At 68.6% G+C, this 13,518-nt stretch carries 13 protein-coding genes; 7 read left to right on the forward strand and 6 right to left on the reverse strand.

Going from position 1 to position 13,518, the window contains the following annotated elements; translation table 11 throughout:
• Positions 1–71: 71 nt before the first annotated feature.
• Entirely contained in the window at positions 72–1,409 is a 1,338-nt protein-coding gene (gene ftsY, locus AC07OC_RS18530; protein WP_492253777.1) for a signal recognition particle-docking protein FtsY, read from the reverse strand.
• A gap of 27 nt (positions 1,410–1,436) precedes the next feature.
• On the opposite strand from ftsY, the gene AC07OC_RS18535 reads away from it, so the two are divergent.
• The 4 genes from AC07OC_RS18535 (at position 1,437) to coaD (ending at position 5,661) form a co-directional block, all read left to right on the forward strand.
• Positions 1,437–2,882: a M16 family metallopeptidase gene (locus AC07OC_RS18535; protein ID WP_369643186.1), complete on the forward strand. Its 1,446-nt coding sequence runs from the start codon at positions 1,437–1,439 to the stop codon at positions 2,880–2,882.
• Between the two features lie 22 nt (positions 2,883–2,904).
• Positions 2,905–4,251, forward strand: coding sequence for a M16 family metallopeptidase (locus AC07OC_RS18540; protein WP_218295923.1), 1,347 nt, complete (start codon positions 2,905–2,907; stop codon positions 4,249–4,251).
• Positions 4,248–4,943 carry a 16S rRNA (guanine(966)-N(2))-methyltransferase RsmD gene (gene rsmD, locus AC07OC_RS18545; RefSeq protein WP_492246366.1) on the forward strand — a complete coding sequence of 232 codons (696 nt, stop codon included), beginning with the start codon at positions 4,248–4,250 and terminating at the stop codon, positions 4,941–4,943. Before AC07OC_RS18540 ends, rsmD begins: the two co-directional genes overlap by 4 nt.
• A 217-nt stretch (positions 4,944–5,160) precedes the next feature.
• The gene (gene coaD, locus AC07OC_RS18550; protein ID WP_218295921.1) at positions 5,161–5,661 is read left to right on the forward strand and encodes a pantetheine-phosphate adenylyltransferase; all 501 of its coding nucleotides are present in this window, start codon (positions 5,161–5,163) and stop codon (positions 5,659–5,661) included.
• Between the two features lie 90 nt (positions 5,662–5,751).
• Here the strand turns inward: coaD and AC07OC_RS18555 are convergent, their stop codons facing one another.
• Positions 5,752–6,702, reverse strand: a complete 951-nt coding sequence (locus AC07OC_RS18555) for a LysR family transcriptional regulator (protein WP_494601892.1) — start codon at positions 6,700–6,702, stop codon at positions 5,752–5,754.
• Positions 6,703–6,812: 110 nt separating this feature from the next.
• Here AC07OC_RS18555 and lysA point away from each other — a divergent pair, with 110 nt between their 5' ends.
• Entirely contained in the window at positions 6,813–8,057 is a 1,245-nt protein-coding gene (lysA, locus tag AC07OC_RS18560) for a diaminopimelate decarboxylase (protein ID WP_218339559.1), read from the forward strand.
• Between the two features lie 417 nt (positions 8,058–8,474).
• On the opposite strand, the gene AC07OC_RS18565 is transcribed toward lysA, so the two are convergent.
• The 4 genes from AC07OC_RS18565 to AC07OC_RS18580 form a co-directional block, all read right to left on the reverse strand.
• Positions 8,475–9,491, reverse strand: coding sequence for an NAD(P)H-dependent glycerol-3-phosphate dehydrogenase (locus tag AC07OC_RS18565; RefSeq protein WP_492244454.1), 1,017 nt, complete (start codon positions 9,489–9,491; stop codon positions 8,475–8,477).
• Between the two features lie 213 nt (positions 9,492–9,704).
• A complete protein-coding gene (gene secB, locus AC07OC_RS18570) occupies positions 9,705–10,163 on the reverse strand; it encodes a protein-export chaperone SecB (protein WP_218295917.1) in 459 nt (152 codons plus the stop codon).
• Positions 10,164–10,271: 108 nt separating this feature from the next.
• Positions 10,272–10,532 carry a glutaredoxin 3 gene (grxC, locus tag AC07OC_RS18575; protein ID WP_494601895.1) on the reverse strand — a complete coding sequence of 87 codons (261 nt, stop codon included), beginning with the start codon at positions 10,530–10,532 and terminating at the stop codon, positions 10,272–10,274.
• A gap of 77 nt (positions 10,533–10,609) precedes the next feature.
• The gene (locus AC07OC_RS18580) at positions 10,610–11,017 is read right to left on the reverse strand and encodes a rhodanese-like domain-containing protein (RefSeq protein WP_218339557.1); all 408 of its coding nucleotides are present in this window, start codon (positions 11,015–11,017) and stop codon (positions 10,610–10,612) included.
• Positions 11,018–11,104: 87 nt separating this feature from the next.
• Here AC07OC_RS18580 and gpmA point away from each other — a divergent pair, with 87 nt between their 5' ends.
• Together gpmA and AC07OC_RS18590 are read left to right on the forward strand one after the other, a co-directional pair.
• Positions 11,105–11,848: a 2,3-diphosphoglycerate-dependent phosphoglycerate mutase gene (gene gpmA, locus AC07OC_RS18585; RefSeq protein WP_218295914.1), complete on the forward strand. Its 744-nt coding sequence runs from the start codon at positions 11,105–11,107 to the stop codon at positions 11,846–11,848.
• A 122-nt stretch (positions 11,849–11,970) separates the two neighbouring features.
• Positions 11,971–13,407 (forward strand): S41 family peptidase, encoded by a 1,437-nt coding sequence (locus tag AC07OC_RS18590; RefSeq protein ID WP_218295913.1) that lies wholly within the window; start codon positions 11,971–11,973, stop codon positions 13,405–13,407.
• The last annotated feature ends 111 nt before the right edge of the window (positions 13,408–13,518 follow it).

Below are 13,518 nucleotides of genomic sequence, written 5' to 3' on the forward strand. Positions count from 1 at the left end.
GGGAATTGCTGCCGTTCGTAAACGTGAAAATGGCCCCGAGGGGGCCATGGATCGCGGTTGCGGGCGGGTTTTCAGGTCAGCAGCGCCTGCGCGAATTCGCGCGCGTTGAAGGTCTCCAGGTCTTCGAGCTTCTCGCCCACGCCGATGAAATACACCGGAATGGGGCGTTCCTGCGCGATGGCCGCCAGCACGCCGCCCTTGGCCGTGCCATCGAGCTTGGTAACGATGAGGCCCGTGAGCTGCAGCGCATCGTCGAACGCGCGCACCTGGGCCAGGGCGTTCTGGCCGGTGTTGCCGTCGATCACCAGCAGCACCTCGTGCGGCGCCGTGGCATCGGCCTTGGTGACCACGCGGCGGATCTTTTTCAGCTCTTCCATCAGGTGCAGCTGCGTGGGCAGGCGCCCGGCGGTGTCCACCAGCACCACGTCCTTGCCGCGCGCCTTGCCGGCCGTGACCGCGTCAAAGCTCACGGCGGCCGGGTCGCCGCCTTCCTGGCTCACGATCTCGACCGTGTTGCGGTCGGCCCAGACGCCCAGTTGCTCGCGCGCGGCGGCGCGGAAGGTATCGGCGGCCGCCAGCAGCACGGCCGCACCTTCGCCGGCCAGGTGTTTGGTGAGCTTGCCGATGGAGGTGGTCTTGCCCGCGCCGTTGACGCCCGCCACCATGATCACGGTGGGGGTGTGCTCGCCAATGACCAGCGCTTTTTCGAGCGGGCGCAGCAGGTCGGCGAGGGAGTCGGCCAGCAGGCCCTTGACGGCGGCGGGGTCGGTGGTCTTGCTGTCCTTCACCCTGCGCTTGAGGTCGGCCAGCAGGTGCATGGTGGCCTTCACGCCGGTATCGGCCATGAGCAGGGCCTCTTCCAGCTCTTCATACAGCGCATCGTCGATCTGCGTGCCGGTGAACACCGTGGTGATGCTGCTGCCCGTCTTGCGCAGCCCGGCCTTGAGGCGGTCGAGCCAGCCCTTGCGTTCCACGGGGGCGGCCGGCGCAGGTGCCGGTGCGGCGATGGGGGGGGCTGCCACTGCCACGGGCGCCGGCGGCGGGGCCTGCACCGGCGCTGCCACGGCCACGGGGGCCAGCGGCGGAACCGTGGCCGATGCTGGCGCGGGCACGGGCGTGGGGGCCGCCTCGGGCGCCTTGGGGGCGAACGGGTTGCGCAGCCAGCCAAAAGCGGCCGGCGCCGCGGCGGGAGCTTCTGCGGGCGCTGTCGCGGGCGTGGTCACCTGCGCGGGGGCTGGCGAAGGCCCTGGCGGCGGCTGATGCACCGCCGGAACTGCCGTGGCCGGCAGGATGGAAGTGGGGGGAGCGGCAGGTGCTGGAGCGCCGGACGACATGGCCGGGGAGGGCGCATCGGACGGTGCGGGCGTCGATGGCGGAGCGGCGGGCTTTTTCTTGAAAAAACTGAACATTGGTGGGTTCTTAGAATCATCCATTCTATGAAACGTGCTTTCACCCTACTGGGCCTGCTGGCCTGCCTCTCGTCCGGGGCTGCCTTCGCGGCAACCACCCCGGTGTCCCAACCCTCCGATGCGCCTTCTTCCACGCCGTCCACCACGGCCTCTGGCGCGCAGCAGTTCACCCTGAGGAACGGCATGCAGCTCATCGTGCAGCCCGACCGGCGCGCCCCCACGGCGGTGCACATGGTCTGGGTGCGCGTGGGCTCCATGGACGAAGTGGACGGCACCACGGGCGTGGCGCACGTGCTCGAGCACATGCTGTTCAAGGGCACCAAGACGTTGCCGCCGGGCGAGTTCTCGCGCCGCGTGGCCGCCCTGGGCGGGCGGGAGAACGCGTTCACCAGCCGCGACTACACGGGCTACTACCAGCAGATCCCGTCCAGCCGGCTCGAAGACGTGATGAAGCTCGAATCCGACCGGTTCGCCCACAACCACTGGCCGGATGAAGAGTTCAAGAAGGAGCTGGAGGTGGTGAAGGAAGAGCGCCGCCTGCGCACCGAGGACCAGCCCCGCGCCATGCTGGCCGAGCAGCTGTTTGCCGCCACCTTCACCGCGTCGCCCTACCGCCGCCCCATCGTGGGCTGGATGAGCGACCTCGATGCCATGACGCCGAACGACGCGCGCGCCTTCTACCGCCAGTGGTACACGCCCACCAATGCCGTGGTGGTGGTGGCGGGCGACGTGGACCCCGTGCAGGTGCGGGCCCTGGCCGAAAAATACTACGGCGGCATCCCCGCCCATGCGCTGCCCGAGCGCAAGCCGCGCGCCGAGCCCGCGCAGCAGGGCCTGCGCCGCATCGCCGTCAAGGCGCCGGCCGAGCAGGCGTATGTGGCGCTGGCCTTTCGCACCCCCAGCCTGGACCGCGTGGAAAACCTCACCGACACCGACCGCGACGCCCTCGCGCTGATGGTGCTGTCGGCGGTGTTCAGCGGCTACGACGGCGCGCGGCTCGACCGTGCGCTCACCCAGGGCGAGAACCGCGTGGCCGACAGCGCCAACAGCAGCGCCATGGTCACGGGGCGCGGCCCCAGCCTGTTCATGCTCAGCGGCGTGCCCGCCGCGGGCAAGACGGCCCAGCAGGTCGAAGACGCCCTGCGCGCCGAGGTGGCCCGCGTGGCCCAGGGTGGCGTGAGCGAGGCGGAACTCGCGCGCGTCAAGACGCAGTGGATCGCCTCCACCGTGTACGAGCGCGACTCGGTGATGAACCAGGCGCAGGAGCTGGGCGGCAACTGGGTGCAGGGTTTTCCGCTCGACGCCAACGAACGCCTGCTGGAGCTGCTGCGCACCGTGACGCCCGCCCAGGTGCAGGCCGTGGCCGCCAGGTATTTTGGCGACGACCAGCTCACCGTGGCCACCTTGCTGCCACAGCCCCTGGATGCCCCCCGCGCCCGCCCCACGCTGCCGCCCGGCGCCGTGATCCGTTGAACCCGCCCTGGGCCCCTTGCACATGATTACTATCAAAAATATAGCTGCTCGCGCTTTGTTGATAAGCGCTGGAGTGGTTTTTTATTCAAACTCTGCCTGGGCGTTGCTGCCCATCCAGCACTGGACGGAACCCAGCGGCGCCAAGGTCTACCTGGTCGAAAGCCCCGTAATCCCCATGGTGGACGTGCAGATCGACTTTGACGCCGGCAGCCGCCGCGACCCGGCGGGACAGGCGGGCCTGGCCAGTGCAATGGCCGCCATGGCCAGCAAGGGCGTGAAGGCCCTGGGCAACGAGCCCGCGCTGGACGAGAACGGCCTGGGCGAGGCCTGGGCCGACCTGGGCGCGAACTTCGAGGCCGGCGCCGAGAACGATGCGCTGCACTACTCGCTGCGATCGCTCACCGACCCGCCGCTGCTCGACAAGGCCGCCCGCCTGGCCGCGCGCCAGATCGGCGAGCCCAGCTGGCCCGCCGACGTGTGGCCGCGCGACCGCGCCCGCTGGATCGCCAGCCTGAAGGAGGCCAACACACGCCCCGCCACCGTGGCGGGGTATGCATTCGCCTCGGCGGTGTACGGCAGCCACCCGTATGGCGTGCGCACCACCGAAGACACGCTGATGCGCATCAACGTGGCGGACATGCAGGCGTTCCATGCCCAGCACATCGCTGCCTGCCGCGCCAAGGTGAGCATCGTGGGCGCCGTGTCGCGCGCGCAGGCCCAGGCGCTGGTCGCCACGCTGCTGTCGCGCCTGCCCGCCGCGTCGGGCTGCGCGCCGCTGCCGCCCGTGGGCGAGATCAGCGCGCTGGCCGCGCCGGTGGAGCAGAACGTCCCCTTCACCTCGGCCCAGGCCCATGTGCTCATCGGCCAGCCGGGCTTCCAGCGCCGCGACCCGGACTTCCTCGCGCTGCTGGTGGGCAACCACATCCTGGGCGGCGGCGGTTTTGTCTCGCGCCTGACCAGCGAGGTGCGTGAAAAGCGCGGCCTCAGCTACAGCGTCTACAGCTACTTCGCCGCCGGCATGCATGCCGGTGCCTTCACCGTGGGCCTGCAGACCCGCCCCGACCAGGCGGCCCAGGCCGTGAAGGTCTCGCGCGACGTGATCGCGCGCTTCGTGGCCGAAGGCCCCACCGAGGCCGAGCTGCGCGCCGCCAAGGACAACCTCATCGGCGGCTTCGCGCTGCGCATCGACAGCAACAAGAAACTCCTGGGCAACGTGGCCAACATCGCCTGGAACGAACTGCCGCTGGACTACCTGGACCAGTGGTCCAGGAAGGTGGAGGCCCTGACCGTGGCCGACGTGCGCGCCGCCATGGCCAGGAAGCTGCAACCCGAGCGCATGGTGACCGTGGTGGTGGGGGGCAAGCCATGAGCCGCTCGACCCTGAAAACCACCGCCATCAACGCCGAGATCCGCAAGGCACAGGCCGCTGCGGCCACCCCCCCGGCGGCCGCCACCGGCAAAAAGGGCGCGCCCAAGGACAAGGCGGCCCCGGCCGCCGCGCCCAAGGGCGCGGGCGAAATCCGCATCATCGGCGGGCTGTGGAAGCGCACCCGCCTGCCCGTGGCCCAGCGCCCCGGCCTGCGCCCCACGCCCGACCGCGTGCGCGAGACCCTGTTCAACTGGCTCGGCCAGGACCTGGCGGGCTGGCGCTGCCTGGACGCCTTCGCGGGCACCGGCGCCCTGGGGCTGGAGGCCGCATCACGCGGTGCCAGCGCCGTGCAGCTGGTGGAAAGCGACGCCGCCCTGGTGGCCCAGCTGAACACCCTGCAGCAGCGCCTGCAGGCCACCGCCGTGCGCGTGCAGCGTGGCGACGGCATCGCCGCCCTCAAGCAGGCCGCGCCCGCCAGCATCGACCTGGTGCTGCTGGACCCGCCGTTCGACAGCGACCTGTTCGGCGCCGCCCTGCAGGCCGCCGCCAAGGCGGTGGCCGCCGATGGGTTTGTGTACCTCGAAGCGCCCCGCGTTTGGGCCGATGAAGAGCTGGCCCCGTGGGGACTGGCTGTGCACCGCCATCTCAAGGCGGGTGCGGTGCACGCCCACCTGCTGCGGCGCAGCGCCTGAAGCCTCCCCCTGGCGCGCACCCCTCGCGCCAGGGGGGCGGCCCCGCCAGGCCTTTCAGTCCGGAGCCCAGGCCGCACACCCGCGCGCCGCCGGGGCGCCGCCACGCCCGCCGGGGACAGGGGCGCGAACGTCCATGTTGCAGTGCACTGCATAATGCGCCCACGCGGCCCGCCAGGTGGGGCCAACGACCCTTCCGCCAGACAGGAGACAACCAGCCATGGCCCAGAACGTGCTCGCCGTATACCCCGGAACCTTCGACCCCATCACGCTGGGCCATGAAGACGTGGTACGCAGGGCCACCCAGTTGTTCGAACGCGTGATCGTGGCCGTGGCGGCGGGCCACCACAAGAAGACCCTGTTCACCCTGGAAGAGCGGATCGACATGGTCCGCGAGGCGGTCAAGGGCTACCCCCAGGTGCAGGTCGAGGCCTTCTCAGGCCTGCTGCGCGACTTCGTGGTGGAGCGCGGCGGCAAGGCCATGGTGCGCGGCCTGCGCGCCGTGACCGACTTCGACTACGAGTTCCAGCTCGCGGGCATGAACCGCAGCCTGATGCCGCAGGTGGAAACCGTGTTCCTCACCCCCAGCGACAAGTACCAGTTCATCAGCAGCACCTTCGTGCGCGAGATCGCCGTGCTGGGCGGCGAAGTGCACAAGTTCGTGTCGCCCTCGGTGCAGGAGCGGCTGGCCGAGAAGGTGCGCACCCTCACGCCGCCGTGATCGCTCTGGGCCCATCAGGCCCTGGCGCTTGATGGACAAGCGCTGAGTGCTATTGATTGAATAGCACTATGTTCTGGTTGCGCCGCCCGTTCATGGCAGCGCCCGGAGCTGGCGGGCCACATCCACCGCCTCGGCCTGGAGCGCCTCCAGCATGGGCGCCACCTCGGGCAGGGGCGGGCGGTACAGCGGCAGCACGCACGCCACGCTGAACGGGATCGAAAACGCCAGCCGCCGCACCACCAGCCGGCCGCCGGAGCCGGCCGCCGCCAGGGCGGTCAGCGGGTTGACGATGGCCAGTCCCAGGCCGTGTTCCACCATCGCGCACACGGCGGCGGCGCTGTGGGTTTCCATGCGCAGGGTGCGCGGCACGGCGGCTTGCGCAAAACGCGCGTCGATGAGGCGGCGGTAGGGGTCGTCGGCCGACAGGCTCACGAAGGGCTGGTCCGCAAAATCCTCCAGATGCAGCATGGGCCGGCGCGCCAGGGGGTGGTCCGCCGGCACCACGGCCACTTCATCCAGGGTCAGCAGCACCTCGGCGCGCGTGCCCGGCGGGGCGGCGGCCTGCTCGCACAGGCCCAGGTCAAAGCGCTGGGCGCTCATCCATTCCTCCAGCAGCGGGGACTCCTGCGGCGTGACCGACAGGCGTGCGTGCGGGTGTGCCTGCAACAGCCGCGCCGCCGCGCCCGGCAGCAGGGCGTGCGCCAGCGCGGGCAGGCACAGCACCGACAGCTGCACGGCATCGGGGCGGCCCAGCGCCACGGCGCGGTCCACCACGCGCTCCAGGCCCTGCCAGGAGCGCTGCACCTCGTCCCACAGCGCGAGCGCGCGCGCGTTGGCCCGCAGCCGCCCTTGCACGCGCTCGAACAGCGCATAGCCCAGCAGCGATTCCAGGCGCGCGAGTTCGCGGCTCACGGTGGGCTGCGAACTGTGCAGCAGGCTGGCCGCGCCGGTCGCGCTGCCCGCGGCCATCACGGCGCGGAACACTTCGATGTGCCGGTGGGTGATGCGGCGGGCCAGGGGGGAGATGGCGGCATCGGTCATGGGTGAAGCATATCCATAATGAATGGATGCTGTAAATCAAGGCATTCGACCAAATGGAGGGAAGGGAGCATCATCCAGCCTTCACACCGCATCCTGCCTTGGGAATCCGCATGTCCAACCCTTTCTCCCCCGCCCAGCTCTGGGCCCTGGCCGACCAGTTCGGCACCCCGCTGTGGGTGTACGACGCGGCCACCATCCGCCAGCGCATCGCGCAGGTGTCCAATTTCGAGACCGTCCGCTTCGCGCAGAAGGCCTGTTCCAACATCCACATCCTGAAGCTCATGCGCGAGCAGGGCGTGAAGGTGGACGCCGTCTCGCGCGGCGAGATCCTGCGCGCGCTGGCGGCGGGCTATGTGGCCGGCGGAGAGCCGTCGGAGATCGTCTTCACCGCCGACCTGTTCGACGCCGCCACGCTCGACTGCGTGGTGGAGCACGGCGTGCCGGTCAACGCGGGCTCCACCGACATGCTGCACCAGCTGGGCGCGCGTTCGCCCGGCCATGGCGTGTGGCTGCGCATCAACCCCGGCTTCGGCCACGGCCACAGCAACAAGACCAACACGGGCGGCGAGCACAGCAAGCACGGCATCTGGCACACCGACCTGCCCGCGGCGCTGGCCGCCATCGCGCAGCACGGCCTCCAGCTCGTGGGCCTGCACATGCACATCGGCTCGGGCGTGGACTACAGCCACCTGGCGGAAGTCTGCGGCGCCATGGTGGGCCTGGTGCGCACCACCCACGCGGCCGGGCACGACCTGCATGCCATCTCGGCCGGCGGCGGCCTGTCCATTCCCTACCGCAGCGGGGACCCGGTGGTCGACACGCAGCACTACCACGGCCTGTGGGACGCCGCGCGCCAGCAGGCCGAGGCGGTGGTGGGCCACAAGCTGGGCCTGGAGATCGAACCGGGCCGCTACCTGGTGGCCGAATCCGGCGTGCTGCTGGGCGAGGTACGGGCCGCCAAGAACGCGGGCAACAACCGCTTCGTGCTGGTCGATACGGGGTTCAATGAGTTGATGCGCCCCTCGATGTACGGCAGCTTCCACGCGATGGAGCTGCTGCGCCGCGATGGCACCACCGCCGCCGCCCAGCCCACCGTCGTGGCCGGGCCGCTGTGCGAATCGGGCGACGTGTTCACGCAGGGCGATGGCGGCGTGGTGCTGCCGCGCGACCTGCCGGCCGCGCAGGTCGGCGACCTGCTGGTGATCCACGACACGGGCGCGTATGGCGCCTCGATGTCCTCCAACTACAACACGCGCCCGCTGATCGCGGAGGTGCTGGTGGACGGCGGCCAGGCGCGCCTGATCCGCCGCCGCCAGACGGTGGACGAGCTGCTGGCGCTGGAGCTGGGACTGTAGAAGGCTGGCGCGGCCGCCGCGCGCAGCGGCCGGGACGGCGGTGCGAAGGAAGGGAATGAAAGACGGCGGCGCCTTTGCGGCGCGGCCCGCGCCGACACCTGGTAGGCACGGGACTACGGCCACGCGCAGCGCTGGCGCACAGGGCGGGGGGAGGCGGGGCCCTAAGGTAGAGCCATCCACATTTCTTCATCCCTTCAAGGAGATCACCATGCCTATCATCTTGTGGCTGCTCGGCGTCCCGCTGTCGGTTGTTCTGTTGCTCATGCTGTTTGGCGTGTTCTGACCTCTGCACCATCCATGTAAAAAGCCGCGTGCGCCCCAGGGCGCACGCGGCTTTTGTTTTGCGATAGGGGTGTGCGGCGCTGGGGGCGGTACGGCCGGCCCTTGCCGGGCAGGCGCCTGCCGCGCGCCGTTCGACTACACCAGTTCCGCCGCGGGCCCCCGGCCCATCAGCGCCGCCACGGCGTCCGCGGGCTGGATCTGGCCGTCCAGCAGCGCCACCGCGGCGCGGGTGATGGGCATGTCCACCCCCAGCATGGCGGCCCGCTGCGCCACGGTGCGGGCGCTGTAGACGCCTTCCGCCACGTGGCCCAGCGACTCCACCGCCTGCGCCAGGGTGCGGCCCTGCGCCAGCAGCATGCCCACGCGGCGGTTGCGCGACAGGTCGCCGGTGGCGGTCAGGACCAGGTCGCCCAGGCCCGACAGGCCCATGAACGTGTCCGGCCGCGCGCCGAGCGCCAGCCCCAGCCGGGTCATTTCGGCCAGGCCGCGCGTGATGAGGGCGGCACGGGCGTTGAGCCCGAGCGCCAGGCCGTCGCACAGGCCCGTGGCGATGGCCAGCACGTTCTTCACGGCGCCACCCACTTCCACGCCCACGATGTCCTCGTTGGCGTACACCCGCACGCTGGGGCTGTGGAACGCGCCGACCAGCGCGTCCCGCACCCGCGCGTGCGGGCTGGCCGCCACCAGCGCGGTGGGCTGGCCCAGCGCCACTTCCTGCGCAAAGCTCGGACCGCTGAATACGCCTGCTATTAAATCAGGAGCTACTTGCGCTTGTACTTCATGTGCCAGCAGCCCAAAGGATGCCGAACCGGCACCGGGAGGCATCGCCTCGAAGCCCTTGCACAGCCAGGCCACGGGCGCCGTGCATCCCCGCAGCGCCTGCAGCATGCCGCGCAGCGCCGCCATGGGCGTGGCCACGATGACGAGGTCGGCATCCGGCAGCAATGCGCCAAAGTGGCCGTCGGCGATGGAGAGAGAAGGGGGAAAGTCGATGCCCGGCAGATAGCGCGCGTTCTGGCGCGCCGCGCGCATGGCGTCTGCCTGGCCCGCGTCGCGCGCCCAGAGCGTGACCGCATGGCCGGCAGGGTGCTGGGCCGCGCTCATGGCGAGGGCGGAACCCCAGGCTCCGGCACCCAATACTATGATTTTCATAGCTGCTTGCGCTTATTCATCAGGCGCTGGAGGCCAAAAAGTCTTTGATTCGATGATCTCCGCGCTACGCCTCGCCCGCGGCCCCTGCCAGCGGCGCGGCCCAGGCGGGGTAGCCGCGGAACTGGCTTTGCCAGGCCGTTGGCCGCGTCCCCCTCCCGAGCGCGCAGCGCGACGAGAAAGGGGGAAGGCGCGAAGCGCCTCAGGGGGCTCTTCTTATTGCGTGATGATGGGCGAAGCCTGGCCGGCGGCCTGGGCTTGCTGCTGCTCGTACATGGCCTGGAAGTTGATTTCGGCCAGGTGCACGGGCGGGAAGCCGGCGCGGTTGATCAGGTCGGCCACGTTGCCGCGCAGGTAGGGGTACACGATCTGCGGGCAGGCGATGCCCATGATCGGGCCCATCTGGTCTTCCGGCACGTTGCGGATCTCGAAGATGCCGGCCTGCTTGGCTTCGACCAGGAACACGGTCTTGTCCTTGATCTTGGTCTGCACGGTGGCGGTCACGGCCACTTCGAAGATGCCTTCGGCCACGGGCGTGGCTTCCACGCCCAGCTGGATGTCGACGTTCGGCTGCTCTTGCTCCAGCAGGATGCCGGGGGAATTGGGCTGCTCGAGCGACATGTCCTTGAGGTAGACGCGCTGGATCTGGAACACGGGATTTTCTTGGTCGGCCATGGTGAAGTCTCTTTGCTCTAACGGAATTTCTAGCAAAACAAAACCCGCCCGGGAAAAGCTCCCGCAGCGGGCACATGGGGCTGCATTATGCAGCGCCCGCGGTGGGGGTCAGGCGGCGCCCAGCAAGGGCATGAGCTCGCCGCGGCTGTCCAGCGCCACCAGATCATCGTGGCCGCCCACATGGGTTTCACTGATGTAGATCTGCGGCACCGTGCGGCGGCCGGTGATCTCCATCATGTGGACGCGCGCGGCGGGGTCGGTGTCGATGCGGATTTCCTCGATCTGCTCCACGCCCTTGGACTTGAGGATCTGCTTGGCCCGGATGCAGTAGGGGCAGACGGCGGTGGTGTACATCTTCACGGGTTGCATGGCGGACCTTCCTCTTTCTTCCTGTGGGGCTAAAAATCAGTGGCAAGACTATCGCGGACCCAATAACTGGGGGCGGATCAGGCTTTTTCCACAGGCAGGCTGGCTTCGCGCCAGGCCTTCAGGCCACCAGCGAGCGACTGGGCGTTCTCGTAGCCCAGCTTCTTGGCAATGGCCACCGCGCGGTTGGCGCGGGCGCCGCTCGCGCAGACCAGCACCACGGGCAGCGCCTTGTTCTTGACCACCGTGGGCAGGCGCTCTTCGAGCTGGCCCAGGGGCACGTTCCTGGCACCGTTCACATGGCCGGCGGCGAATTCCTCGGTCTCGCAGACGTCGATGACCACCGCTTTTTCGCGGTTGATGAGCTGCACGGCCCGCGCGGGTGTCAGCGAGCCGCCACTGGCGTTCTTGAGGACCGGCCACAGCAACATGCCGCCCGAAGCCAGTGCAACAAAGATCAGATACCAGTTGTCGATAATGAATTTCACGAAGATTCCTTGGGTTGGCGAACTGCGTAATTCTAGAATGCTGGGTTTTGGCCCGCATTTCTTTGACCCGCCTTTCCTGGGGAAACCATGTACAAACTCGTCCTGATCCGCCACGGCGAATCCACCTGGAACCTTGAAAACCGCTTTACCGGCTGGACCGATGTCGACCTCACGCCCACGGGAGTTTCCCAGGCCATGTCCGCCGGCAAGCTGCTCAAGGCCGAGGGCTATGAGTTCGATCTGGCCTTCACCAGCGTGCTCAAGCGTGCCATCCACACCCTCTGGTACACGCTGGACGAGATGGACTGCACCTGGCTGCCGGTCGTCAAGGACTGGCGCCTGAACGAGCGCCACTACGGCGCCCTGCAGGGCCTGAACAAGGCCGACATGGCCAAGCAATATGGCGACGAGCAGGTGCTGGTCTGGCGCCGCAGCTACGACACGCCCCCGCCGGCCCTGGAGGCCACGGACCCCCGCAGCGAGCGTGGCGACCGCCGCTACGCCGCGCTGGCCGAGGGCAGCGTGCCACTGACGGAATGCCTCAAGGACACCGTGGCGCGCGTGCTGCCCTTCTGGAACGACGCGATGGCGCCGGCCATCCGCTCGGGCAAGCGCGTGGTGCTGGCCGCGCACGGCAACTCCATCCGGGCGCTCGTCAAGTACCTCGACGGCATCTCCGAGTCCGACATCGTCGGCCTGAACATTCCCAACGGGATTCCACTGGTATATGAACTCGACGCCGACCTGAAACCCATCCGCCACTACTATCTGGGTGACGCGGAAGCGGCCGCCAGGGCCGCGGCCGCCGTGGCATCGCAGGGCAAGGCGTAAAGCTCGCGTAAAGACGGGGAAAACCCGCCATCTTCTCCTGCCAAAGTGAGTGCCCGTGCGGAACCGCGGCGGGTTCGGCCCTTCCAAGGTGTATATTGATTCGAAGCGGTAAAAGGTGTTGTATGGGCCACAAACTTAAAATTGCAGGATGGGTGTCGGTGGGGGTGGTGGCCGGAGCGCTCACCACGGTGTCCCTGCAGACGGTGGCGCGCGGCGCCATGACGCCACTGCCCCTGGAGGAAATCCAGCAGCTGTCGGCGGTGTTCGGCCTGGTGAAGACCGACTATGTCGAGCCGGTGGACGACAAGAAGCTCATCACCGACGCCATCTCGGGCATGGTCGCCAGCCTGGATCCGCACTCCCAGTATTTCGACAAGAAGTCCTTCAAGGAATTCCGCGAGGGCACGTCGGGCCGCTTCGTGGGCGTGGGCATCGAGATCACCCAGGAAGACGGGCTCATCAAGGTCGTCTCGCCCATCGAGGGCTCCCCGGCGTTTCGCGCCGGCCTCAAGACCAACGACCTGATCACCAAGATCGACGAAACGGCGGTCAAGGGGCTGTCGCTCAACGACGCCGTCAAGCGCATGCGCGGCGAGCCCAACACCAAGGTCACGCTCACCATCTTCCGCAAGGACGAGAACCGCTCGTTCCCGGTGACGATCACGCGCGAAGAGATCAAGACCCAGTCCGTCAAGGGCAAGGTGGTGGAGCCCGGATACGCCTGGATCCGCCTGTCGCAGTTCCAGGAGCGCACGGTCGATGACTTCGTGCGCAAGGTGGAGGAGGTCTACAAGCAGGACCCCAACCTCAAGGGCCTGGTGCTGGACCTGCGCAACGATCCCGGTGGCCTGCTGGACGCGGCCGTGGCCGTCTCGGCGGCGTTTTTGCCGGAGAACGTCACGGTGGTCACGACCAACGGCCAGCTGGCGGACAGCAAGGCGACCTACAAGGCATCGCCGGACTACTACCAGCGCCGTGGCGGCGGCGACCCGCTGCGCCGCCTTCCCCCGGCCCTCAAGTCCGTGCCCCTGGTGGTGCTGGTGAACGAAGGCTCGGCATCGGCCAGCGAGATCGTGGCCGGCGCGCTGCAGGACCACAAGCGCGCCACCATCATGGGCAGCCAGACGTTCGGTAAGGGGTCGGTGCAGACGGTGCGTCCCCTGGGGCCTGATACCGGCATCAAGCTGACCACGGCACGCTACTACACGCCGAGCGGCAAATCGATCCAGGCCAAGGGCATCGTGCCCGACGTGATGATCGACGAGTCCGAGGAGGGCAACATCTTTGCGGCCCTGCGCATGCGCGAGGCCGACCTCGACAAGCACCTGGGCAGCGGCCAGGGCGAGGAAAAGAAGGACGAGGCCCGTGAAAAGGCCCGCGAGGATGCGCGCAAGCGCATGGAGGACGAGGCCAAGAAGCCCGCTTCCGACCGCAAGGCGCCCGAATTCGGTTCGGACAAGGACTTCCAGCTGGTGCAGGCGCTGAACCAGCTCAAGGGCCGCTCCGTGCTGGTCAGCAAGACCTTGACGGAACGCAAGGAAGAAAAGAAAGAGAATTGAGCTTTCTTTCGCTCGTGGTCTGATCGGCTCCAAGCCGGATTCCAGCGGAATCCGGCTTTTCCTTTTGTGCCTTTGACTTTGCCCTTGGCTGTGTTCACTTTTCTGCTTGAG

Source organism: Acidovorax sp. GW821-FHT10E04, from assembly GCF_059415185.1.

What these genes read in the sequence shown, in the direction of transcription:
- ftsY (WP_492253777.1), bottom strand. Translation starts at nt 1,409, where the DNA reads ATGTTCAGTTTTTTCAAGAAAAAGCCCGCCGCTCCGCCATCGACGCCC.
- AC07OC_RS18535 (WP_369643186.1), top strand. Translation starts at nt 1,437, where the DNA reads ATGAAACGTGCTTTCACCCTACTGGGCCTGCTGGCCTGCCTCTCGTCC.
- AC07OC_RS18540 (WP_218295923.1), top strand. Translation starts at nt 2,905, where the DNA reads ATGATTACTATCAAAAATATAGCTGCTCGCGCTTTGTTGATAAGCGCT.
- rsmD (WP_492246366.1), top strand. Translation starts at nt 4,248, where the DNA reads ATGAGCCGCTCGACCCTGAAAACCACCGCCATCAACGCCGAGATCCGC.
- coaD (WP_218295921.1), top strand. Translation starts at nt 5,161, where the DNA reads ATGGCCCAGAACGTGCTCGCCGTATACCCCGGAACCTTCGACCCCATC.
- AC07OC_RS18555 (WP_494601892.1), bottom strand. Translation starts at nt 6,702, where the DNA reads ATGACCGATGCCGCCATCTCCCCCCTGGCCCGCCGCATCACCCACCGG.
- lysA (WP_218339559.1), top strand. Translation starts at nt 6,813, where the DNA reads ATGTCCAACCCTTTCTCCCCCGCCCAGCTCTGGGCCCTGGCCGACCAG.
- AC07OC_RS18565 (WP_492244454.1), bottom strand. Translation starts at nt 9,491, where the DNA reads ATGAAAATCATAGTATTGGGTGCCGGAGCCTGGGGTTCCGCCCTCGCC.
- secB (WP_218295917.1), bottom strand. Translation starts at nt 10,163, where the DNA reads ATGGCCGACCAAGAAAATCCCGTGTTCCAGATCCAGCGCGTCTACCTC.
- grxC (WP_494601895.1), bottom strand. Translation starts at nt 10,532, where the DNA reads ATGCAACCCGTGAAGATGTACACCACCGCCGTCTGCCCCTACTGCATC.
- gpmA (WP_218295914.1), top strand. Translation starts at nt 11,105, where the DNA reads ATGTACAAACTCGTCCTGATCCGCCACGGCGAATCCACCTGGAACCTT.
- AC07OC_RS18590 (WP_218295913.1), top strand. Translation starts at nt 11,971, where the DNA reads ATGGGCCACAAACTTAAAATTGCAGGATGGGTGTCGGTGGGGGTGGTG.